Below are 23,333 nucleotides of genomic sequence, written 5' to 3' on the forward strand. Positions count from 1 at the left end.
TGCGCCTTTTGCGCGAAAATCGAAGCGTAGCGACCCGCGCAAAAGGTGCACAAGGTAAGACGTCCCGCGGAGGCCCGAAAGGCTGTAGCAAACTGCCTGTGATTGTTATGGTTAATTGGCACGAGGTACCTACTTATTACTGTCATTTACGAGTTTGGAAAGCACCAACTCCCTTGTTTCGAGACACAAAGCGCTGTCGGTAGTTATGGATCCATTGCCATTCAGCGTTACCGACGGACTTGGCTTCACATTAAGAAATATCCGTGAATTTTCGATGTGTTCTTTTGAAACGCACATAGATAGGAGCACACTTCCGAAACCTGGACGATCTAATGCTGGAGTGACCTCTGCCACCACATTATTGTTTCCATCGATAATATTTAAGTAAGCGGAGTCGATATATCGATTTTTATTCTCAATAAACTCTTTGAGAAGTATCTGGACCGATGTACAAGATTGCCCCTGATGCTGGAACACCATTACATCTCGGACAAATTCCTCTGCCCCAGACTCTTCACATGCAAAGCTATAATTTGCAATAACAGCAACGATCCCCAGAAGTATATTTTTCATTGTGCTCTCTATGAACCATAACGCCGCGCACAGGGGCGGCTTACTTTATGCGCGTTTTGCGCGAAAATAGGAGCGCAGCGACCAGCGCAAGACGTGCATAAAGTAAGCCGTCCCTTTGCTGCGCTTTGTTAGGCGCGCCGCCCTCGCAGCAACCCCCTGAGCAGGAAAAATCCTGCTAAAAATGATACGAGGCCACCAGCGAACATTACATACATATTTCGATATGGCGACCCAACCAAGTGAATGTAGTCATAATTTTTAGGTGAATACACAACCTTAACTATTTCTTTTTTCGAAAGATCATCTTTATGGACAAGATACATAATTCTGCCATTAACGCTCAATTCGTGCTTATAAAATGATCTATATCTATCGATTAGATGAAGATCACAAAGAAGATCTCTTGGATTGCACTTTCTTTTACTGAATGTGGAAACGCTCAATATTTTGGCTTTTTCTTCTACGCCCAAAATTCCCAAGTAGAAAATTTTGGGAACTGATTCATATAGCAGAAATACTCCAGCCAATATAAAAACGATACCTAAAGCGTTTACTCTCACCAGAACCTAGCTCTCTAAGCCGCCTAACGCCCGCAACAGGGGCGACCAATGCTATGCACATTTTGTGCGAAACTGGGAGCGCAGCGACCTGCACAAAATGTGCATGGCGTTGGGCGTCCCGCGGAGGCCCGAAGGGCCGTAGCATACTGCTTGCGCTTGTTAGGTTTTACGCGCCGCGCCCAATGAATGATGTCCTCGGCACTCATGATAAAGATCAGAAACATTCCGTAATTTATATTTTTTCCAATGGCTATCAGGTAGTTTTTCCCACTCACCGCCCATTACTTGGCCGGAGGCAGAATAAAAAACGATGTGATCCATACCGTTCTTAAACTTGAAGAAGACAATATAAGGGTGACCACCCTTATAAATTTTTTCATCCTTATCCCAATCTGGGCATTGCTGAATTGCGAACCCTTCCAACCCAGGATTTTTTTCATGAATATTCATAATTTCCCACCCGCAAGGTGGCGGGAGGGAAGCATTTGCTAAAGATGAAGTAACCAGAACAAAAATAGACAGAATATATTTTTTCATATGACTGATTGAAACCTAACGCCGCCAGCAGGGGCAGCTTACCTTGTGCACGTTTTGCGCAAAAATGGGAGCGCAGCGACCCGCGCAAAACGTGCACAAGGTAAGCTGTCCCGCGAAGGGCCGAAGGCCCGTAGCATACTGCCTGGCATTGTTATATGAATGGGTTTTCTCCGGATTCAACGGCGCTCCGGTCCATTAAAACCTTAAGCGCAGCAGCTAAGAATGACCCAACAATATAGATTCCAATTAAAATTATACTAGGGTCATGGTCATTCAGAACTGACAGTAAAAAGTGAACTACTGTGCAGAAACCAATAAAGCAAACAGCTTGAAGCAAGACAGCTTGCTTTGGATTTTCCATTGTCAAGTCTTTTACACATCGGTTGAGTATCTTCATCTATCCGTACTCATATAACGCCCAGCGCAGGCGCAGCCAGCGCGGAGCGCATTTTTTGTTAATGTTTGAGCGCCAGCGAGTAACACAAAAGGTGCGTAGCGTTGGCTGTCGCTCTGCCGCTGTTTGTTAGGCATAGCTGTGCTAATCAAGGGTGCCGGTAAAATGATCCTGCCAATCCCATTCACTTGCGGCCTCATCTGTAGATAGCACGTAAATGGCATTCCACTTCCTGGAATTACTAAGTTCTATCCACGTGCTATCTCGCCTTCCGACGTAAACATCGTAATTTAGCTCCGCCCGCTCCAGATTAACTTTGAGCCAAAACGGATATACGTTACATTCAAAATCTTCCACTAAACCAACGCAAGAAATGCTTCTCTCGTCCTTTCTGAGCGTGTGGAAAGCTTGGTGGCCGTCCCAGCGTGTGCAAATGAGGTATAAAAACTCGATCATGTCAGATTCAAGGTCAGGCCTAAGACCTAGCTCATTCCTGTAATCCTGTAATTTTGGATGAGCATCGTGGATCACTTCTCTAATCTTTCTATGGATTGCAGTTAATTCCATCTCATGCCTAACGCCCAGCGCAGGCGCAGCCAGCGCGGAGCACTTTTTGTGTTAATGTTTGAGCGCCAGCGAGTAACACAAAAGGTGCGTAGCGTTGGCTGTCGCTCTGCCGCTGTTTGTTATGGTTTTTCATTCCTCGAAGCACCAAAGGTAGCGGTCCCGATAGTACTTGTACGGATTATCCAACCGCACAATCGGTGGATCTTCGAAGTTATACTGGATTAATGCAACATCGTAGACCCCGTGGTTTAGATCTTCTTTATCAAAATTGCAATTCATTGACTTTCTCTTTCCTTTTGCAATTTTTATATAAAGAACATCACCCATCTCGCTATCATGGGCACTAAAAATGCCGTGCTCAATTTCCATTGTTTGCAAATCAAGATCAGTAAGCTTTGCCCTCTCCGAATCGGAGAAACTGACTAGCTTTCCATCTACAGTCAGAGAAATATTTTTTAGATCATCATTTTCCGGATCTAGATCTATTTTCACAGACACATTTTTATATGGCTCAGGAAGAACTCCCTCTACATAGACATGATGAGAATGCAATTTGGTTGTGTCATAAGCAGCTGCAAACATTGGGAAGACAGCTAGCAAAAGTATGAAATTTTTCATGGGCTCTCAGGAACCATAACGCCCAGCGCAGGCGCAGCCAACGCGGAGCGCCTTTTGTGTTAATGTTTGAGCGACAGCGAGTAACACAAAAGGCGCGTAGTGTTGGCTGTCGCTCTGCCGCTGCTTGTTATGAGTCCGGACGCAGCTTACGGAGTTCGGCGTACTTCAACTCGCTTAACTGCTCAAATATCTTTGCAGCATGAGTGTATTTCCCGGTTAGACAGCGATCTACCACTCCCTCTTTATCCACTACGAATAGATAGGTTGAAGCTACGTGCAATTTTGGCCCGCCAAAGTGTTCAGGCGATTGTGACCGCACAACAGCATCTTTCTCTATATTTCCTTTATACAATTCATAGAGTTCAAAATTCGCTGCGATATACCAGGTATCCTTACGTTGATCAATCCATGCTTTTACGACCTTGCCTCTGAAAATAGCTACATCATCGAGAGCAAATATCTCTTCCGCGGTCTTCTGATCTCCACAACTTCCGAAGTAAGCATGAGTAGAGCTACAGAAAAATAGAAGGAAAAAAATGACCATTCGCATGATACTAAGACTCATAACGCCGCGAGCAGCGGCAGCTTGCTTTGGGCGCTTTATGCGCGAAAATGGGAGCGAAGCGACCTGCGCATAAAGTGCACAAAGTAAGCTGTCCGGTGAAGGCCCGCAGGGCCGGAACGAAATGCCTCGCCTTGTTATAAACCGAATTACGCTGGAACCTCACTATCTCGCGGTAGGTCTTTTTTGAACATTAAAAAAACAACATAAACTAGACCAAAAATTGGAATGATAGAGAACACTGCTCCAAGCAACGCAGCTAATACCGGTGTCTCGGTTTTACGTCTACCAAGGTAGTAGCTGACAGCAGCTATCACTACCGCAAATATGGTTATGAATTGCCCGATGACCGTCAGACTTATATTCATTGGAGTGCCTCTTTATTCTCGTGACTAGGGTTTATAACGCCGCCAGCAGGGGCAGCTTACCTTGTGCGCTTTTTGCGCGAAAATGGGAGCACAGCGACCCGCGTAAAAAGCGCACAAGGTAAGCTGTCCCGCGGAGGGCCGAAGGCCCGGAGCAAACTGCCTGGCTTTGTTAAAAATTATGGCTCGCGGCTTCACCCTGGAAACATTAGCGCCAAAATTACAGCTAGCACAAGATACAAAATTATTGAACCGAGCCCAATCAATATTGCGTAAACGTACTTTCGGCTAGTGGGAATATCTTTGGTAAAGATAGCCATATTTAGTGCTACTGCGAGGCCCCCACAAAGCCCTCCAATTGCTCCCCCGACTGATACCAATGCTATTGGCAGCAGGCAGACCACCTGTTCATACCACTTCAAAGATTTTGATTCTCGTTCCATAAACTTCTCGAGATTTTTAACGCCCACAGCAGGGGCAGCTTACCTTGTGCGCATTTTGCGCGAAAATGGGAGCGTAGCGACCTGCGTAAATTGTGCACAAGGTAAGCTGTCCCGCGGAGGCCCGGAGGGCCGTAGCATACTGCCTGTGATTGTTAGGCTGGACCTAGCAACTGTGGGTACGGTCAAACTCCTTTAGCTCTTGAGGTATCTCTCCGTAAATCTTTGCTCTTCTTATGGACTCTTTAGCTTTTGCCACTTTACCCGAATCAATGTATCTACTGGCTTTTGAAATGTGATACTCGAAGCGCCGCTTCCTTATGAGGTCGCCCTCATTTTGGAACCTATTTTCAGCGATCCAGAAACCAACAAATGTAAATGGAACGCCAAGCCAAATAAACCAATCATTCTTTGTTAAGAATGCAACTCCGAAAGCTATGGAGAATGCGACGACTACTGAAAAGGCAGCACCGATACACCCGATACCATTATTACTCGAAGGTTGCCTGTATCCGTATCTTTTGTACCACATCTCTAAATTAGCCTAACGCCGCCAGCAGGGGCAGCTTACCTTGTGCGCGTTTTGCGCGAAAATGGGAGCGCAGCGACCCGCGCAAAAAGTGCACAAGGTAAGCTGTCCCGCGGAGGGCCGAAGGCCCGGAGCATCCTGCCTGGCTTTGTTAACTGCTGAATGCAACGTAGGCCACCAAGCTGACGATACCGATGAAAAGAAGCGAGTAAATTACGTACACGACTGCAAACGTGGCTCGCCAGCCTTTACCATCCTGCTTTTGACAGCCCTTGCCATACGCTACTAAAGGACCTGCAACTGCGGCATAGTAACCCAACGCCAATAGGAAGCTCTTGCCGAGTAAGCGAATAATTTCATCATCAGTGGACAGAGTATTCAGAAAAAGCATGGCTATCGCCATACATAAAACGAAGTACGATACCCCGCCGATAACATGATCTTTGATAATACTTATTTTCATTATCTATCCGGACTTTGCCGACTAATTGCAGTTAACGCCCACAGCAGGGGCGGCTTACCTTGTGCGCTTTTTGCGCGAAAATGGGAGCGTAGCGACCCGCGCAAAACGTGCACAAGGTAAGCCGTCCCGCGGAGGCCCGAAGGGCCGTAGCAAACTGCCTGTGTTTGTTAAGGCTTGCTAGCAACCAGAGCCGAAAAACCCAGAAACACTATTGGGAGCCATGTATAGCGCCTGCCCACTGTACCAAGCCATGATAAGTAGCACTATAAACACGGTAGTCACACCCACTCCGATCATCAAAGAGTTACCTGAAGCCCGATAACTCGCCGCCACAGACAATAAAAAACTTGCTCCAGCTATGGAAGTAACAGTTTGCCGAACCGAAATGTAACCACCACACTGGTAGAAACCAAGGAACACAACGCCGGCCAAAGCTACAAACATTGAGATAATTGCGAGTAGTTTCAATGTAGTTCTCGTGGTGCCTTAACGCCCGCAGCAGGGGCGGCTTATCTTGTGCGCATTTGGCGCGAAAATGGGAGTGTAGCGACCTGCGCAAAATGTGCACAAGGTAAGCCGTCCCGCGGAGGCCCGAAGGGCCGTAGCAAACTGCCTGCGTTTGTTAGTGAGTTTGACCACAGTACTGGTCTCCGTGCTCAACAAATGAGCCCTGGTAATTTTTGGATAGCCAGCTCTTAAGTGATTCTGCCAGTTCAATTGCAGGTGCGTCACCTGTTCTTGCTTTGTCATATGTTGCTACTGTAAAGCAAGATCTATCTAAAACGTTGTTGACAGAAAACTCATAGCTTTGGCTATTTATGTATATTGCGAAAAGGAAGTTTTCTTTAACCTCCGGCTTCATATTCCCGCCACCTTCCTGCAGCTTTTTAAAGCCATGCTCTTTGGCGTACTCATCTAAAGCCGGCAAGAGCTCAGCTTTTCTTATGTTTCCTGCTGAAAAATGAAACCCGGCTATTGCAGGGTAAACTTCTCTAGAGCATGAGACGACTATAAAAGCAAAAAATATTAGGAATAATGCTCTCATCTCTAATTGCTCACTAACGCCCGCAACAGGGGCGACCAATACTGTGCACATTTTGTGCGAAATTGGGAGCACAGCGACTCGCACAAAATGTGCATAGTGTTGGGCGTCCCACGGAGGCCCGCAGGGCCGGAGTCAACTGCTTGCGCTTGTTATGAGTACCTCCAGGAGGAGCAGCGCAAAGAAGAGAAAAAAGAATATGAATGATACCTCATACCTTCTTTTTACCCGTATTTTCGACGCTAATACTTCCTTTGGTAGATCCTCTCGCTCCAGTTCCGCATTGCCAAATATCAGCCCCCAATAATAATAGGAACGATTAAAAGGCGAAAAATACTTTTTGTGAAGATCCGGTCGTTCGTTCTTTACAGCCTTTAAAAGTCTCCCACCTGAAACCGTAGCAAAGAGAAACAACCCAAACCCCAAAGTAAAACAAAGTATTCCTATAACTAGCATGCTCTCAGTACGTACTCATAACGCCGCCAACACCGGCCGAGCGTAGCGAGGTCCAGCGCACGCAGTGCGCGATGGTGCTTGGCATTGTTAAGTGTTCGACTCATGATGTGCCTTAATGTTTTTGTAGCACTCTTCGCAAACAACCGAGAAGTCGCAGAATTTACAAAAACGCTCCGTTTTATCTTCTTCTTGCAAGAACATGTGCTCACAGGCATAACACCAGCCTTGAAGATCACCTGGCTCCGAACTATTTTCGATAAAGCCTAAAGGAGCACCATTATTGCTTATCAAATGGCAGCAGACCGTAGCAGCTATACCCTTACCATGTTTCTCACAATCTATGTTCAATTCGTCGATTTCCATCATTGGACACTTAACGTTTCAATAAGGGGCCGCCGCAGTTCGGCGGTCCCAGCACGCGCTTTTTGCGTGCGATCTTGATTGGCTTGTTATGCATGCATTAAGATGGTTGCTAAACTCCAAACGCCAACCCCTAATAGTGCTGCAGCTACTAAACTGCCTAATGGTAAGAATACTTTTTTAGTTAATGCAGCCGTTTTTTCAATACCATATTTGTTTACCCACATTTTTGCCTTAGGGCTTGTTTTAAGATAATTCATCATTTTTTCTTCACTTATAAGATGAATGATATTTCGTATTAAAAAATATCCCCCGGCTAAAACTGCCAATACGGGAAATAGTAGTTGTTCCATTTAATCGTCTCCTTTTTTATTTTTTGCATAACGCCCCGCTCACCTGCACATACTGCGGAGAGCGTTTTTGTGTGAAAATGGAGCGCAGCGACACACACAAAAACGAGCGTAGCAGTATGTGTCAGAGTGCAGCGGTTTGTTATGCATTTGCTAGCTCTCTAAACTGTTTTAAAGGAAAATCGTGCTCCACCCAACGCTCCTTATATTGTTCTGGACCTATATTTTGATGAATATTCCACAGTACCGTTGATATTTGTTGAATAATTCTCTGCGTTTTGCATTTGCCAGATAGAACCGATTTGTAATCTGATTCCGGATGCATATTCCAGCTCGCCCAATCACTAAACCAACGAGCTTCGTAAGATGCCACTTCGTTTTCTACCGAAACTAAAAACTGTAATTCACCTGGCTCATCCATAAACACAACTTTCGATTCTTTAACTCCGTTTTTTAAGTCAACAGCCATTTGAGCAAGTTCACCGAGACTATCATGCAGATATGAAACTGCCGAGTCGCATGATTTTTTCCCGTCAGTTAGTACGACAGTCGCCCATCCGTGATCTTCAAGCTTGTATTCAATTGCGAACTTCATGTGATTTTATGCATAACGCCGCGAGCAGCGGCAGCTTGCTTTGGGCACTTTATGCGCAAAAATGGGAGCGAAGCGACCTGCGCATAAAGTGCACAAAGTAAGTTGTCCGGTGGAGGCCCGAAGGGCCGGAACGAACTGCCTCGCCTTGTTAGAAATTTACATCTCGTATATATATGTCCTTGATTCGCTACGCCAAAAAGTAACTACGCTCAAATATTTTTCCCCAGTTTTTAATGATTCCCTTAAAACTGTGTACTCGGAAAAATCGTCAAATTCTTTTTTTTTGGAAAATCCAACATAAGCCTTCCTTATCTGAGCCAGTTCATCTTTTGTATATTCATTCAAAATCTCGCGATATTTTTTAGCTACCCTGGCATTTGCGCAAAATAGCGCAATTTCGACATCTCCACTCTCTAAGCCCAACAGGAAAGTGTCCCAAGCCAACTCGGGAGTTTTGCAGTTTTCTTCAGCTTGCGCGTGTAACGCAGGGAAACAGAAAATAACCAGAAAAAAAATTATACGGTACATACGAATCTCCATTTCATTTCTAACGCCCGCAACTGGGGCGACCAATGCTATGCACATTTTGTGCGAAACTGGGAGCGTAGCGACCCGCACAAAATGTGAATAGCGTTGGGCGTCCCGCGGAGGCCCGAAGGGCCGGAGCATCCTGCTTGCGTTTGTTAAGCACTAGATTTGGCACTCGTATACGGTACAGCGATACTCGGTACCCAACCCGGGCTTTTCCTTTGTGATTTCAAATGTTGCAAGCTTTCTGCTTGGCTGCAAGCGCCAGTAGATATCAATAATTATAACTCGCCCGTCATCCTTTTCTTTATAGGTGATATTTTCCGGTGACGAATACTCTTTGTACTTCCTTATAAGCTCATAGAGATCATCATTAGTAGATGGCATGCCATTAAGTGTAATTTTTGTCCAAGGCTCAGCATATGGTTCATAAACAATATGGCGCATGTAGGGGCCAGTGGGAAGAGTAGCCTCAAGATCCAGTTCGCCTTTTACTGAAGCCGATTTTTGGGTGAGGTAAATCCCTATGGCACCACATAGCAAAATCCCTACAGCAAACAGAATTATTAGATTTTTAACTTGCATGCTCTCGTGTGCTTAACAGTTATATCGTGGGCGTGTGCATATCTGCACACACTCAAATAGTGTCTATATCTGCACACACATGTGCAGATATATCCATTTACAGTTCGATACTGGCATCTATATCAGTACAGCTTTCGGCGAGACCGTCTTCTATGCGGTGCGTTAGCCCTAGTATGATGGCTTTATCTCGGGTGGTGATCCACGCCTGAAGCTGCCTGCTCCATTTGCCGCCCAGGTGTTTGATGGCGCGGCGAATCTCTGCCTCTTCGTAGTGCACCTTCAGGGCTACTGGTTGCTGCAGTCTCTGCGCATGCTCAGCTTTCAGTGAGATGCCCTGTGGCGTTTTCTGCCGCTCATCAACAATGACTTCAACGGTAGTAAAGACTTTGGCACCACATTCGGATTTACGATATCGCACGGCGCACAAGCGATTGCCATAGCGCTCAACAAAACGCTTTGCACCGCGTTCGTGCGGACGCATTGTTTTTATAACTTTCACAGCCGCTCCCTGGCCTTCCTAAAATTTCCGATATTTAGGTATCGTTAATCTTGTTTTACAAGCCCAGCTTATCCCAGATTTCATCCACTTTCTGGGTTACTTCGGGATCTTTCACAATCGGACGCCCCCACTCCCTAGAGGTTTCGCCTTCCCATTTATTGGTCGCATCGAAACCAATTTTGGAGCCGAGCCCAGATACCGGGGAGGCGAAATCCAGATAGTCGATCGGGGTATTCTCCACCATGACGGTATCCCGCGCCGGATCCATTCTGGTGGTCATGGCCCAGATTACATCATTCCAGTCACGGGCGTTTACGTCATCATCGGTGACGATGACGAACTTGGTGTACATAAACTGCCGAAGGAAGGACCAGACGCCCATCATCACGCGCTTGGCGTGTCCCGGGTACTGCTTCTTCATGGTGACGACCGCGAGGCGATAGGAACACCCCTCCGGGGGTAAATAGAAGTCGACGATTTCCGGAAACTGCTTGCGCAGGATCGGCACGAACACTTCGTTCAGCGCCTCGCCCAGTACGGCAGGCTCATCTGGTGGCCGGCCGGTATAGGTACTGTGGTAGATCGGATCTTTACGGTGGGTGATTTTTTCCACGGTAAACACCGGGAAGCGGTCGACTTCGTTGTAGTAGCCGGTGTGGTCACCGTATGGGCCTTCATCGGCCATGTCGTCCGGATAGATATAGCCTTCCAGTACGTACTCGGCACTGGCCGGAACCTGCAGGTTGCTGAGCTTGGCTTCCGCCACTTCGGTCTTGCCGCCGCGCAGCAGGCCGGCGAAGGCATATTCTGAAAGCGTGTCTGGTACGGGAGTGACAGCCCCGAGGATGGTGGCAGGGTCGGCGCCCAATGCCACAGCTACGGGGAAGGGTTCGCCGGGGAATTGCTGCTGCCAGTCGCGGAAGTCGAGAGCCCCACCGCGGTGGGAGAGCCAGCGCATGATCAGGCGGTTTTTACCAATCAACTGCATCCGGTAAATACCGAGGTTCTGGCGCTTCTTTTCCGGTCCGCGGGTGATCACCAGCGGCCAGGTGACAAGGGGGGCCGCATCGCCGGGCCAGCAGGTCTGGATCGGCATGCTCGTCAGGTCGATATCGTCGGTATCTATTTCATACTGCTGGCAGGCCGCTTTGCTCACCACTTTCGGCCCCATGTTCATCACCTGCTTGAAGACAGGCAGCTTTTCCCAGGCATCGCGCAGCCCTTCCGGTGGCTGCGGCTCCTTCAGGAAAGCGAGCAGCTCACCCACTTCCCGCAGTTCGCTGACGGATTCCCGCCCCATACCCAGAGCGACGCGCTCAGGCGTACCAAACAGGTTGGCGAGTACCGGGGTGTCGTAGCCGGTGGGGTTTTCAAACAGGAGTGCTGGACCGCCGGCGCGCAGCACGCGGTCGGCAATTTCTGTCATTTCCAGGTAGGGGCTGACAGGGTGTTTGATGCGTTTCAGCAGGCCGCGCTTTTCCAGCAGGCGGATAAAGTCACGCAGGTCTTTGTATTTCATGCTTTACCGGACAATTGAATGGCAGGGGCCAGTGTAAAGCAGTCGGGACAAAATGGGGAATGTGCGCCGCGCCGGGGAAATGGCGGAGTGCAGAAAAGGAAGGATTTACAGCAACCCGCAGCTCTCGCTGCGGGCTGTGTCACTTCAAGACGCTATAAATAGGTCTTAGAAGCGTGGGCGACGCGGACGGTCACCACGGTCTTCGCGCGGCTTGGCTTCGTTAACACGGATGTTACGGCCAGACAGCGGCTGGTCATTCAGTTCTTCGATTGCCTTACGCGCTTCGTCGTCGTTCGGCATTTCTACGAAACCAAAACCTTTAGAACGGCCAGTTTCCCGGTCAGTGATTACAGTAGCCCGGGAGATTTCACCGAATGCACCGAAAGCTTCGTGCAGTTCGTCAGAGGTTACGCCGTAGGCCAGATTTCCGATATAGATATTCACAAAAAAGTCTCACTAGAGTCAGTGGGCTGTCGAGCAATTCACAAATGGTAACCAGCTCCACCGAGTTATCCATTTGAGATTGGTCCAGAGTCGCTCGACTTCCCAGCCGGGCGAGACCAATTCGGGCGTGCTGAAATACTGTTCAACACTTCAATGTTGGCCTTTATATGCCTAACGCAATGCCTTTTCAACTGAATTCGGCGTAATTTCACGCCTCATTTGTCGCATTGCAACAATTGTCCCTTCGATGCAAAAAAGGCCTGCAGATTGCGCAGGCCTTTATTCTGATTCGGAATTATTTCCGTTTCATGGACAGGAAGAACTCGTCGTTGGTCTTGAAGTCCTTCAGCTTGTCGATGAGGAATTCGGTGGCGGCCAGATCTTCCATATCGTGCAGCAGCTTGCGCAGGATCCACACACGCTGCAGCTCGCCTTCCGGCATCAGCAGCTCTTCGCGACGGGTACCGGAGCGGCGCACGTTGATGGCCGGGTAGACGCGCTTCTCGGCGATCTTGCGGTCCAGCTGCAGCTCCATGTTACCGGTGCCTTTGAACTCCTCGAAGATCACTTCATCCATCTTGGAGCCGGTGTCGACCAGGGCGGTGGCGATGATCGAGAGGCTGCCGCCCTCCTCGATGTTACGCGCCGCACCAAAAAAGCGCTTCGGGCGCTCGAGTGCGTGCGCATCCACACCACCGGTAAGCACCTTGCCGGAGCTCGGTACGGTGGTGTTGTAGGCGCGCGCCAGACGGGTGATGGAGTCCAGCAGGATCACCACGTCTTTCTTGTGCTCTACCAGGCGCTTGGCCTTTTCAATCACCATCTCGGCCACCTGCACGTGACGGGCCGGCGGCTCGTCAAAGGTGGACGCAACCACTTCGCCGCGTACGGAACGCTGCATTTCGGTCACTTCTTCCGGGCGCTCATCGATCAACAGTACGATCAGGTGGCACTCGGGATTGTTGCGGGTGATGGCCTGCGCAATGTTCTGCAGCATGATGGTCTTACCGGCCTTGGGCGGTGCGACAATCAGACCGCGCTGGCCTTTGCCGATAGGCGCCACCAGGTCGATGATCCGGCCGATCAGGTCTTCGGAAGAGCCGTTACCGCACTCAAGGCCGAGACGATCGTTGGGGAACAACGGCGTAAGGTTTTCAAACAGAATCTTGCTGCGGGCATTTTCCGGCTTGTCGAAGTTGATCTCGCTTACCTTCAGCAGTGCGAAGTAGCGTTCACCTTCTTTCGGGGGGCGGATCTTGCCGGAAATGGAGTCGCCGGTGCGGAGATTGAAGCGGCGGATCTGACTGGGAGAAACGTAGATATCATCGGGGCCTGCGAGGTAGGAAGAGTCGGCAGACCGCAAAAAGCCGAAACCATCCTGAAGAATCTCCAACACCCCTTCGCCGTAGATATCTTCGCCGCTCTTGGCGTGACGCTTGAGGATATTGAAAATGATGTCCTGCTTACGCGAGCGGGCCAGGTTTTCGAGCCCCATGCCCTTGGCAATTTCAATCAGCTCTTCAATGGGTTTGGTTTTTAATTCAGAAAGGTTCATACCAATTGCTTTATTTAGGTTTCTTCTGTCAGTTGGCGCGGACGCACCGGAATTTTTTGAGGGGGGATTTGAAAGTTCGATCTTGATAATACCCGTATCGACTGGTCGACGGATTAGCTGTCCGCACGCTACTCACTTGAACACAACCTGACTACAGGTTACCACTCACATTTGCACACTTGGCTTGGCGAAGGTGCCAGAGGGGAGATCGTTCAACTTGAGGAGTTTGCGCCGGAGAGGCTGCGACGACAGCGGGGTTGGCGACTTGGCTCAGGTCTGGACTGAACAGTTACTTTGATTACTAGGCAGTATAACGGTACTTCGGCATCCTGCAAGGCCTATTTCCAAGCCCCTCAAGTCACCTGGGCCGACCAGGCCCGGATACGACACAGGGCGCCCCATTATTGGTAGGAAGCGCCCCGCTCAGGCCAGATCAGATCTGGCTGTCGATGAACTCGGTCAGCTGTGCGCGAGACAGCGCACCAACCTTGGTGCCTTCCACATTACCGCCCTTGAACAGCAGCAGGGTGGGGATACCGCGCACATTGTACTTGGCGGCGGCTTCCTTGTTGGCATCTACGTCCACTTTGACGATTTTCAGCTGCTCACCGTAGTGACCGGCCAGATCTTCCAGTACCGGGGCGATCATCTTGCAGGGACCACACCACTGGGCCCAGAAGTCCACCAGTACCGGGCCGTCGGCCTTGAGTACTTCGGCTTCAAATTCTGCATCGGTTACGTTGACGATGTTCGCGCTCATAGTGCTTTCCTGTGGTTCTGTTTCTTCAGGCCTCGCTGACCTGCCGGCAGACATGATAAGTACGGCCAGCAGGCCCCGCAAGGCAAATGGGCTCGCCACCGTTGACGTTTTGTCTTAACAGTTGGCATTTCGACCTATATGAGGGCCACCACCCGCTTTTCAAGAGTCGCCTCAGTCTTCCGGCAGGAACCGCTGTAGAACCTCGTCCACATAGTCATAGCCAAAGGCGGTGGTGGCGATGCTCGGCCCCAGAGGCTCAACCAGCTCCATTGCCTGCAACCGCGACCACGGCCGCTCGAGTGCGGATAGCGGCAGCCCCGTATAGGCGGGAAACGTGTCTGCGGGCACCCCCGTCGCCAGCCGCAGGGTGTTCATAAGGAACTCCAGCGGCCGCTCCGACGGCGCCACATCAGTCACCTTCGGCAGCGGGAACTCCAGCCCCCCTTCGCCCAGGGCGCAGCCCAGTGCCAGGTAGTCCCGCGGCGTGCGCGTGCGTTGCGTGCGGATGATGCGGCCGCTCCCCGGCAGGGTGAACTTGCCGTGGGCACCGGCACCAATGCCGATGTAATCCGCAAACGACCAGTAATTGAGGTTGTGGCGGGAGGCGAGATCGGCGCGCGCATAGGCAGACACTTCGTAGCGGCCATAGCCCTCCCCGGCCAGGTACGCCCTGCCGGCGCGCTGAATCGCAGCGATCTGCTCGGATCCCGGGGTTACCGGCGGCGCGGAATAAAACGCGGTATTGGGCTCGATGGTCAGCTGATACCAGGAAATATGCTCTGCGCCGAGCGCAACGGCGCGCCGCAGGTCCCGCAACGCATCGATCTCTCCCTGCCCCGGCAGCCCGTGCATCAGGTCGATATTGATGTTGTCGAACCCCGCCTGCCGCGCCTCGGTGGCGGCGGTCTCGGCCTCCGGACCGGAGTGGATACGGCCCAGGTTCTGCAGTTGCAGCGGGTCAAAACTCTGCACCCCAATCGACAGGCGATTGACCCCGGCACTGCGATAGCCGGCGAATTTGGCCTGCTCAAAGGTACCGGGGTTGGCCTCGAGGGTGATTTCAATACCCGGCTCGAAGCCCACCAGGGACTCAGCCAGGTTCAGGATGCGTTCGATGGCCAGCGGGGAAAACAGGCTCGGGGTGCCACCGCCGAAGAATATGGAGCCCAGCTTGCGCCCCTGCACCCAGCCAAGCTGGCTGCGCAGATCCCGCTCCAGCTGATCCACATATTCGGCCTCAGGCAGCTGCGCGTCGGCACGTTCGGTTTGACTGGCATGGCGGATATCCACATGTGCGCCTGCGGCAACCGCAATAGCGCCGGTGGCGACCTCATGCGAGTTGAAATCACAATACGGGCATTTGCGCACACACCAGGGGATGTGCACATACAGGCTGAGAGGCGGAAGCTTGAGGGCCGGGAAATCTTGACTCACGGTATTCAACTCAAAGCAGCTTCTTGCCGGCATCTACATTATGGAGCTTGTCTGGCAACACCATTTCCTCGTGCCACAGCTGCTCGAATTTCTTCACCGCCTGGGCGCGGTGGCTGAGACGGTTTTTCAGCTCCCGCGGCAGCTGCGCGGAAGTGAGTTTTTCCGAAGGCACATAAAACAGCGGGTCATAGCCGAAACCCTGATCGCCTGCTGGCCGGTTGAGGATCAGGCCGGGCCAGTGCGCAGTACACACCAGTGGCACCGGATCTTCCGGGGTGCGCACGAAGGCCAGCGCACAGTGGAAGGCAGCGGTGCGCTTTTCCGCGGGGACGCCCTGCAGGGTTTCCACCAGTTTGCGATTATTGTCTTCATCACTGGCGTCGGCACCCGCATAACGCGCGGAGTAGATGCCTGGCGCACCATCAAGGGCATCCACCGCCAGGCCCGAATCATCCGCCAGCGCCGGCAGGCCACTGGCGCGGCTGGCATGACGCGCCTTGATCAGGGCGTTCTCAATAAAACTGAGACCCGTTTCTTCCGCTTCCTGCTCGAGAAATTCCGATTGAGGCAACACGGCAATCTGCCAGCCCGCAAACAGTTGGGAAAATTCCTTGAGCTTGCCGGCGTTACCGCTGGCGAGAACGATCTTATCCATAAACAGAATTCAGGCTCCAAAAATAAAAACAGCGGGCATAACCGGCCCGCTGTCGTTTAACGCTTCAACTTCCGTCAGTTTTTGTGCAATTGTCGGCGGAAGGTCAGCTGTTGTGAGCTGCCATCCGGCATGACCAAGTCGATGTTGAAAGTAAGGCTTTCTTCATTTTCAAAACGCAGGGGGGCAAGGTAGTAGACCGCATCCTGATCGCGAATTTCCTTGAACTCGAGCGGACGAGACTGCTGGATAAGATTGGTTGCATTACCGGATACGCCGGCACTCGTGCCCTGTAAATCACCCTTTTTACTGACGGAAATATTCACGAAGGCGCGGTCCCGTGCACGCACCAGGTTGTACTGGCGGGCCACTTCGGGAGGGATGAAATCACTGTTGAACACCGAGTAGGTCACCCGGTAGTCGCCAAAGTCTTTATGGCTTTCAATAATTTTGGCACCTTGGGCCGCAGCCGCAGCGGCCCACAGCAGCAGGGCCATGGAAAAAAATGAAGCAAACAGACGTTTCACGGCGTCCTCCTTATGTCCTGAAACCGGCCCCCTCCCGAGAGGCGGCGCGTTTAACAACTTTCTGCCTCTAATATTAGCGAGTCAGATGGTAAATCGCCGTTTCTCCAAAAAGATTCGGCAAGAAATCCTTCAAAACCCCTGAAACCGGGGATTCAGAGACTACCTGACGGTGCAGGATTTGCCAGCCGTGTTGCCGACAGAGCACCTCAAAGTCTTTGAAAGTACAAAAGTGAATATTGGGTGTGTCGTACCATTCGTATGGTAATAAGTCGGATACCGGCATACGCCCGGAAACCGCCAGGTGCCAGCGCGCCTTCCACTGGCCAAAGTTGGGAAAGGTGATAATGCACTCACGCCCCACACGCAGCATCTCCTCCACCACCAGATGCGGGAAGCGCAGCGTCTGCAGGGCCTGTGTCATCACCACGGTATCGAAGCTCTGGTCGGCGAAATTTTTCAGGCCGTTGTCGAGGTTCTGCTCAACAACATTGACCCCGCGCTCGATACACTTCTGGATCTGGTCCGGGTCGATTTCCAGGCCATAACCGCCGACCTGTTTTTCTTTGGACAGCCTTTCCAGCAATGCACCATCGCCACAACCAAGGTCGAGCACCCGCGTCTCGGGCGCAATCCAGTTGTGAATAATATCGAGGTCTTTACGAATCATGCCGCCACCTCATTTTCGCGCTTGCTGCTTTTCTCGCTGGCGACATTGTTCATATATGCGGAAAACAGGTTTTCGTAACGCGCATTGGGCAGCAGGAAAGCATCGTGCCCCATGGGCGACTCCACCTCCGCATAGCTCACCGGGAGGTTCGCGTGCATCAGCGCGTCGGCAATCTCACGGGAGCGCTCCGGGGCAAAGCGCCAGTCCGAGGTGAACGACACCAGCAGGAACTTGCAGCGGGCATTGGAAAACGCTTTTACCGGATCATCATCGTACTCGCGGGCCAGATCGAAATAATCCAGCGCGCGCGTCATCAGGATATACGTGTTGGGATCAAAACTGCTGGAAAAGGTATCGCCCTGATAGCGCAGGTAACTCTGTACCTGAAACTCAACCAGCTCCTCCACACCCTGCTTGAAGGTACCGGAGCGCAACTCGCGGCCAAACTTCTTGCCCAGGCCATCATCGGAAAGGTAGGTGATGTGTCCGATCATCCGTGCCACGGCCAGGCCATGGCGCGGCAGGGTTTCCTCTTCCAGATAGCGTCCGTCGCGGAAGTCCGGGTCGGAGGTGATGGCCTGGCGGGCGGTCTCGTTAAACGCGATATTCTGCGCAGACAGCTTCATCGCCGATGCAATCACCACGCAGTGGCGCAATCGATCCGGATATTCCAGCGCCCAGCGCATGGCCTGCATACCCCCAAGACTGCCGCCCACCACGGCGGCCCACTGCCGGATGCCCAAATGGTCGGCCAGCTGAGCCTGGCTGTGCACCCAGTCGCGCGCGCGCAGCGGCGGAAAGTCCGGGCCCCAGGGCTTGTCCGTCTGTGGATTGATCGATGTAGGGCCGGTAGAACCGTGACAACCGCCAAGGTTGTTCAGGGCAACCACAAAAAACTTGTTGGTATCGATCGGCTTGCCGGGACCAATATAGTGATCCCACCAGCCGGGCCGCTTGTCATCTTCGCTGTGATATCCGGCGGCGTGGTGATGGCCAGAGAGCGCGTGACAGATAAGCACGCCGTTATTCTTGTCGGCGTTGAGGGTGCCGTAGGTTTCATACACCAGCGTATATTCATCCAGCACCCGACCGCAGGCCAGTTTGAAGGGCCCGGGGAAAGTGTGGCTCTGGGGCTCGACGATACCGACCGAGTTTGCCGGCAGTCCTGCCGGCTTTCCTGAACTGGGAGTTTGCGCTTCCGTGGTCAAAATCTTTCGCATGTGGTTGCTGGGCGGGGCGCCAAGTTTACGAAAGGTAGGGGCGGGAGTACACCGCAGTGACCCCATTACCCCTAAAGCGATTTAATGCGCAGGAGTGGACAGCGGGGATCGCCCCCACTGCCCTGGCAAACCACTACGACGTAGCGGGCGCCTTCAGTGGGGTCACGTTATTGGCGACCGGCGCGGGTGGAATCGGCTGGGGCGCGGCCTGGGTCTGCTTGAGCAGATCTTCCAGCCCTCCCAACGCGTTGTGGTTGCGCACCAGCTCCTCTTCCAGCGCGCGCAGGTCGGTGCGCTTGCTCTGGGTTTTCTGCTTCAGCTCGGTGAGCTTGATCAAATGGCGGTTTAGCAGGTGCTTCTGGTACTGCACATGCTGCCGCAACGGCTCGAGTACGGAATCAAGCCAGCCATCCACCGCGGAGATCATCTGGCTGTACATGCGCCCTACCTCGTTCGCCAGCGTCGCCACAAAGCGCTCGGTCAGGCGGTTGCGCCGGGCCAGCAGCAACTGGGGCGAGCGGCGCAGTTGCGCAGCCTGGCGATGCAGGCCGCGCAGCGCAGCGCGGAAGCCGGCAATATCCAGGTGTTGCTCGGCGGAAATGATGTTGTTCAGCGTGGAGCGGTCGTAGATGGCATCCACCAGACGGTTTGCCTGATCCACTTCGCGCTCAAGGTTCGCCAGCTGGTGTTCCACGCCGCCCATAAATCCATCGATGGCGCGGGCCAGGCCGAGAGGGGACCAACGCTCGTTCAGTGCGCGACGGGTCTCGTCGATGAGCTGCTGCAGTTGCTGGCTGGAAACCGGAGCCAGCAGTGAGGCGCGCTGACGAGCAAGCATGCGCTGGCTGGACTTCAGGGTGAGCAATTCCTGGTGGCAGAACTTGTGCTGCTCCTTGGCGGTTTGATGCAACTGCTTCAGCTCCTCGACCTGCTCCGGACTGGTCGCACCGTGGCGCTTCAGGTGCTCAAGTGTGGAGCGGCCGCTGTTCAGGCGGCGCTTGAGCAAATCGCGGGTGTCCGCCATGAGCGTCAGCGCCTGATGCAGTGAGCGATGATTGGCCACCTTGTCGCGATGCTCCATCAGACGTTGCACCAGCAGCTTTTCAAACTCACCAAAACAGCTCTGCTGCAGCAGCACCGGATCGCGCTCGGCGCGGGCCAGCAATGCTTTTTTCGCGGATACGCCCACTACGTTTTCCTGTGGAAGGTCTAACAGCTTGCTCACCTCGGCGCGCATCTTGCGCAGCATCTGCTCGGCGTCTTCGTCCGGGTCATCCCACAGCACGTCGATCTTGTTCAGCAACGCCATCACCGCAGTGCCGCGATGCTCTTTCAGCGGCACCAGGTGGGTCTCCCACATATTCAGGTCAGTCCCACTGACACCGGCATCGGCAGACAGCAGGAAAGCCACAGCCTGGGCACTGGGCAGTGTGGATAGGGTCAGTTCCGGCTCGTTACCGAGGGCATTCAGCCCGGGGGTATCGATGATGCGCAGCCCCTGCGCCAGCAGCGGGTGCGGTAGTGAAATCAGCGCATAGCGCCACGCCGGGATCTGTACCAGGTTGCCGTTGGCATCCAGGTGACGACGATCGAAGCCGTAGCGCGCGGCCTCTTCCGGGGTCACGGCTTTGCTGTCGGCGACCTTCATCAGGGCATTGCGGGTGGCTTCGGCATCGTCCGGGTCGAAGTCAAAATTGACCCACTTCTGCGGAATGCGGCGAAAACTCTCGAGGCTGGTATTGGTCGCCAGGGTCTCGATCGGCAGCAGGCGCACGGAAGCCTGCGCCGAACCGTCACTGAAAATTTCCGTTGGACACATGGTGGTGCGGCCCGGGCGCGAAGGCAGCAGACGCTTGCCGTACGTGTGCGACAGCAGTGCATTGATCAGCTCGGTTTTGCCCCGGGAGAACTCGCCCACAAGGGCCACGGTAAACTGGTCTTCCACCAGTAACTGGCGTGCCTGCTGGACAACCTGGCGCGCACCAGCGGAATTGGGAAAGTGCTCCTCCAGCCAGGAGTTGAAGTAATTCAACTGGCCATCAAGCCCCTTTTTCCAACGGTCGTAGTCGGCAATATGCTGGCGCAAGGTCACATCTTCCATTTTTTGGGGTTCTTATTGTTTACAGCTAGGGACATTTACAGAGTTGCGGAGCATTTTCCTGCATGCAGGCAGCAAGTTAAAGCCTGTTCGCAGAGTTTCGCGAACTGGGTAGGGGCCAGGCAGTATTTGCGGGGCGAGAAGGAGAGAGACTGACAGCTAAGTCAGCTTGGGAGCCGACGAACGCGGCTCCCGGCATTGCATTAAAAGGGGATGTGCCAGAACAGGTTGTACACCAGTTGCGGCATATGGGCGCTTTGCGCAAAACCCACCAGTAGCTTGTCGGCAACCGTGAGCAGAATAAATACAAAGATTGGGCTGATATCGATCACCCCCAGCGGCGGGATGATCTTGCGCACCGGTGCGTAGACCGGCTCCAGCACCTGCCGCAACAGCATCAGCGCCGGATGGGTGCTCTGCGGCGCAACCCAGCTGACCACAATGGAAATCAGCATACCCACAAACAGGATGGCGATCAGCGTCATCAGCACACCGAGCAGCGACCACAACAGCGCGCTCAGGGGATTCAGCAAGCCCGCTCCGGCGAGAAAGCCCGCTCCGATAATCATCACCCACCCCACCAGCAGGGCAAGGACCAGGGAGGCCATGTCGATGCCAAACAGGCCCGGCACAATTTTTCGCAGTGGGCGCAGGAAGGGATTGGTGACCTTGACGATGCCCTGGGATAGCGGGTTGTAAAAGTCTGCCCGCCCAACCTGCATCAGAAAACGCAGTAGCACCGCAAACAGGAACAGAATGCCGATGGTGGCGAGAATGAAAACGCCGATATTACTGAAGGTGTTGACCATCAAGAGTCCTTTTATTTATCGAGTTCTTTAGCCATCTCGGCCGCACGCGCGGCACAATCACCCATGGCCTGCTCCACCAGTTGCGGCAGCCCGCCCTCCTGAAAGCGTTTGATCGCCCGCTCGGTGGTGCCATTGGGAGACATGACGTTGCGTTTCAGTTGCGCCACATCCACATCCGCCGCCACCGCAAGTTTCGCCGCGCCCAGTGCGGTTTGCAAGGTAAGACGCTCGGCGTCGGCGCGATCCATGCCGGCCTTCTCCGCCGCGTCGATCATGGATTCCATAAACTGAAAATAGTACGCCGGGCCGGAGCCGGATACAGCAATAACCTGGTCAATGCCCGATTCCGCTTCCACCCACTGCGCGATACCCACCGCATCCGCCATCTGCGTGGCAACGGACTTGTGTTCATTGGTCACCCCCTCGCCCGCATACAGACCGGTAACACCGGTACCTACCAGCGCCGGGGTATTGGGCATGGCGCGCACGATGGGGACGCCCGGCCCCAGCCAGCGCTGGTAAGCCGCGAGCGGAATGCCTGCCGCCAGTGTGATCACCAGGGGTTTGCGGGCACTCACTTCACTGGCGATGGTTTCGCACAGCGCCTTCATGACCTGCGGCTTTACCGAGAGTACGACGACATCTGCATTCTGGATCGCCGCCAGGTTGTCGGTGCTGCCGTGCACGCCGGTGCGGCTGCAGAAATCCTTGAGCTTGTCCTGGTTGCGGCCAGTGGCGACGATCTTATCCACAGGGTAGCCGCTGGCCACCATACCGCCGATCACCGCACCGGCCATATTGCCGGCACCGCCGATAAAGACCATTTTTTGATCAGACATGCAGTCCTCGGGTTCTGTTCAGGAAGTTATTTTCTGGCACCAAAGATATCGGTGCCGATGCGTACGATCGTGGCGCCGCTGAAAATCGCCGCCTCCATATCGCCGGACATTCCCATGGACAGTGTATCCAGGGGCTGATCCGGCAGCTGTGCTTTCAGTTCTTCGAGCAGCCTGGCCAGCTGTATAAAAGGTGTACGCTGGTCGTCATTCGCCCCACGGGGCGCGGGAATCGCCATCAACCCGCGTAAAGTCAGGTTCGGCAGCGCCGCCACCGCGGCGGCCAGCTCCGGCAGTTTTTCCGGAGTGACACCGGATTTACTGTCCTCTCCGTCAATATTCACCTGCAGGCACAGGTTCAGCGGCGGCATGTCCGCCGGGCGCTGTTCCGACAGGCGACGGGCGATTTTTAGCCGTTCCACCGTGTGCATCCAGTGAAAGTGCCCCGCCACATCCCGGGTTTTGTTGGACTGCAGGGGCCCGATGAAGTGCCAGATGATGTCGCAATCCCGCAGCTCGGCCTGCTTGTCCAGCGCCTCCTGCAGGTAGTTTTCACCAAAATGGCGCTGCCCCGCGTCATACGCCACCCGCAGGTCCGCGGCCGGGCGCGTTTTGGATACCGCCAGCAGCGTGACGGAATCGGCTTGTCGGTCACAACTGCGACAGGCTGTGACAATCCGCTCAGCAACGGAATTGAGGTTTTCGGCGATCGACCCTTTGCGCATATACTGGGACCCAACTTTTGCTCGGCGGGCATTCTATGCGCTCATTGCCCGCACGTCATATCAG

26 protein-coding genes are annotated in these 23,333 nt (G+C 53.1%); all 26 read right to left on the minus strand.

Going from position 1 to position 23,333, the window contains the following annotated elements:
• Positions 1–129: 129 nt before the first annotated feature.
• The gene (locus GTQ55_RS16740) at positions 130–573 is read right to left on the minus strand and encodes a hypothetical protein (RefSeq protein ID WP_161859756.1); all 444 of its coding nucleotides are present in this window, start codon (positions 571–573) and stop codon (positions 130–132) included.
• Positions 574–1,292: 719 nt separating this feature from the next.
• Entirely contained in the window at positions 1,293–1,670 is a 378-nt protein-coding gene (locus GTQ55_RS16745) for a hypothetical protein (protein ID WP_161859757.1), read from the minus strand.
• A 1,090-nt stretch (positions 1,671–2,760) separates the two neighbouring features.
• A complete protein-coding gene (locus GTQ55_RS16750) occupies positions 2,761–3,249 on the minus strand; it encodes a hypothetical protein (RefSeq protein ID WP_161859758.1) in 489 nt (162 codons plus the stop codon).
• Positions 3,250–3,376: 127 nt separating this feature from the next.
• Complete coding sequence (locus GTQ55_RS16755; RefSeq protein WP_161859759.1) at positions 3,377–3,799, minus strand: hypothetical protein; 423 nt, start codon at positions 3,797–3,799, stop codon at positions 3,377–3,379.
• Positions 3,800–3,960: 161 nt separating this feature from the next.
• The gene (locus GTQ55_RS16760) at positions 3,961–4,179 is read right to left on the minus strand and encodes a hypothetical protein (RefSeq protein WP_161859760.1); all 219 of its coding nucleotides are present in this window, start codon (positions 4,177–4,179) and stop codon (positions 3,961–3,963) included.
• Between the two features lie 1,117 nt (positions 4,180–5,296).
• On the minus strand, positions 5,297–5,608 hold the full coding sequence (locus GTQ55_RS16765) for a hypothetical protein (RefSeq protein ID WP_161857816.1): 312 nt from the start codon (positions 5,606–5,608) through the stop codon (positions 5,297–5,299).
• A 622-nt stretch (positions 5,609–6,230) separates the two neighbouring features.
• Positions 6,231–6,653 carry a hypothetical protein gene (locus tag GTQ55_RS16770; RefSeq protein ID WP_161857818.1) on the minus strand — a complete coding sequence of 141 codons (423 nt, stop codon included), beginning with the start codon at positions 6,651–6,653 and terminating at the stop codon, positions 6,231–6,233.
• A gap of 540 nt (positions 6,654–7,193) precedes the next feature.
• A complete protein-coding gene (locus GTQ55_RS18020; RefSeq protein WP_237567737.1) occupies positions 7,194–7,472 on the minus strand; it encodes a hypothetical protein in 279 nt (92 codons plus the stop codon).
• A gap of 83 nt (positions 7,473–7,555) precedes the next feature.
• Entirely contained in the window at positions 7,556–7,819 is a 264-nt protein-coding gene (locus tag GTQ55_RS16775; RefSeq protein WP_161859761.1) for a hypothetical protein, read from the minus strand.
• A 139-nt stretch (positions 7,820–7,958) separates the two neighbouring features.
• The gene (locus GTQ55_RS16780) at positions 7,959–8,411 is read right to left on the minus strand and encodes a hypothetical protein (protein WP_161857817.1); all 453 of its coding nucleotides are present in this window, start codon (positions 8,409–8,411) and stop codon (positions 7,959–7,961) included.
• A 156-nt stretch (positions 8,412–8,567) separates the two neighbouring features.
• Positions 8,568–8,939, minus strand: coding sequence for a hypothetical protein (locus GTQ55_RS16785; RefSeq protein ID WP_161859762.1), 372 nt, complete (start codon positions 8,937–8,939; stop codon positions 8,568–8,570).
• A 162-nt stretch (positions 8,940–9,101) separates the two neighbouring features.
• Entirely contained in the window at positions 9,102–9,524 is a 423-nt protein-coding gene (locus tag GTQ55_RS16790) for a hypothetical protein (protein ID WP_161859763.1), read from the minus strand.
• A 97-nt stretch (positions 9,525–9,621) separates the two neighbouring features.
• On the minus strand, positions 9,622–10,023 hold the full coding sequence (locus GTQ55_RS16795; protein WP_161859764.1) for a hypothetical protein: 402 nt from the start codon (positions 10,021–10,023) through the stop codon (positions 9,622–9,624).
• Between the two features lie 55 nt (positions 10,024–10,078).
• Positions 10,079–11,542, minus strand: a complete 1,464-nt coding sequence (gene ubiD / locus GTQ55_RS16800) for a 4-hydroxy-3-polyprenylbenzoate decarboxylase (protein ID WP_161859765.1) — start codon at positions 11,540–11,542, stop codon at positions 10,079–10,081.
• A gap of 165 nt (positions 11,543–11,707) precedes the next feature.
• Positions 11,708–11,986 carry an RNA recognition motif domain-containing protein gene (locus GTQ55_RS16805; RefSeq protein ID WP_161859766.1) on the minus strand — a complete coding sequence of 93 codons (279 nt, stop codon included), beginning with the start codon at positions 11,984–11,986 and terminating at the stop codon, positions 11,708–11,710.
• Between the two features lie 295 nt (positions 11,987–12,281).
• Complete coding sequence (rho, locus tag GTQ55_RS16810) at positions 12,282–13,541, minus strand: transcription termination factor Rho (protein ID WP_161859767.1); 1,260 nt, start codon at positions 13,539–13,541, stop codon at positions 12,282–12,284.
• A gap of 433 nt (positions 13,542–13,974) precedes the next feature.
• The gene (trxA, locus tag GTQ55_RS16815) at positions 13,975–14,301 is read right to left on the minus strand and encodes a thioredoxin TrxA (RefSeq protein ID WP_161859768.1); all 327 of its coding nucleotides are present in this window, start codon (positions 14,299–14,301) and stop codon (positions 13,975–13,977) included.
• Between the two features lie 171 nt (positions 14,302–14,472).
• Positions 14,473–15,768, minus strand: coding sequence for a radical SAM family heme chaperone HemW (gene hemW, locus GTQ55_RS16820; protein WP_161859769.1), 1,296 nt, complete (start codon positions 15,766–15,768; stop codon positions 14,473–14,475).
• Positions 15,746–16,390, minus strand: coding sequence for an RdgB/HAM1 family non-canonical purine NTP pyrophosphatase (gene rdgB / locus GTQ55_RS16825; protein WP_161859770.1), 645 nt, complete (start codon positions 16,388–16,390; stop codon positions 15,746–15,748). Before rdgB ends, hemW begins: the two co-directional genes overlap by 23 nt.
• Positions 16,391–16,464: 74 nt before the next feature.
• Entirely contained in the window at positions 16,465–16,914 is a 450-nt protein-coding gene (locus tag GTQ55_RS16830) for a DUF4426 domain-containing protein (protein WP_161859771.1), read from the minus strand.
• A 73-nt stretch (positions 16,915–16,987) separates the two neighbouring features.
• Positions 16,988–17,578, minus strand: coding sequence for a methionine biosynthesis protein MetW (gene metW / locus GTQ55_RS16835; protein ID WP_161860232.1), 591 nt, complete (start codon positions 17,576–17,578; stop codon positions 16,988–16,990).
• Complete coding sequence (gene metX / locus GTQ55_RS16840; RefSeq protein WP_161859772.1) at positions 17,578–18,801, minus strand: homoserine O-succinyltransferase MetX; 1,224 nt, start codon at positions 18,799–18,801, stop codon at positions 17,578–17,580. Before metX ends, metW begins: the two co-directional genes overlap by 1 nt.
• Positions 18,802–18,934: 133 nt before the next feature.
• The gene (locus tag GTQ55_RS16845; protein ID WP_161859773.1) at positions 18,935–20,902 is read right to left on the minus strand and encodes a dynamin family protein; all 1,968 of its coding nucleotides are present in this window, start codon (positions 20,900–20,902) and stop codon (positions 18,935–18,937) included.
• Between the two features lie 200 nt (positions 20,903–21,102).
• Positions 21,103–21,708, minus strand: coding sequence for a YggT family protein (locus tag GTQ55_RS16850; RefSeq protein WP_161859774.1), 606 nt, complete (start codon positions 21,706–21,708; stop codon positions 21,103–21,105).
• An 11-nt stretch (positions 21,709–21,719) separates the two neighbouring features.
• On the minus strand, positions 21,720–22,547 hold the full coding sequence (proC, locus tag GTQ55_RS16855; RefSeq protein ID WP_237567739.1) for a pyrroline-5-carboxylate reductase: 828 nt from the start codon (positions 22,545–22,547) through the stop codon (positions 21,720–21,722).
• A 26-nt stretch (positions 22,548–22,573) separates the two neighbouring features.
• Positions 22,574–23,269: a YggS family pyridoxal phosphate-dependent enzyme gene (locus GTQ55_RS16860; RefSeq protein ID WP_161859775.1), complete on the minus strand. Its 696-nt coding sequence runs from the start codon at positions 23,267–23,269 to the stop codon at positions 22,574–22,576.
• Positions 23,270–23,333: the final 64 nt, after the last annotated feature.

This window comes from Microbulbifer hydrolyticus, assembly GCF_009931115.1.
GTDB classification, from domain to species: Bacteria; Pseudomonadota; Gammaproteobacteria; order Pseudomonadales; family Cellvibrionaceae; genus Microbulbifer; species Microbulbifer hydrolyticus.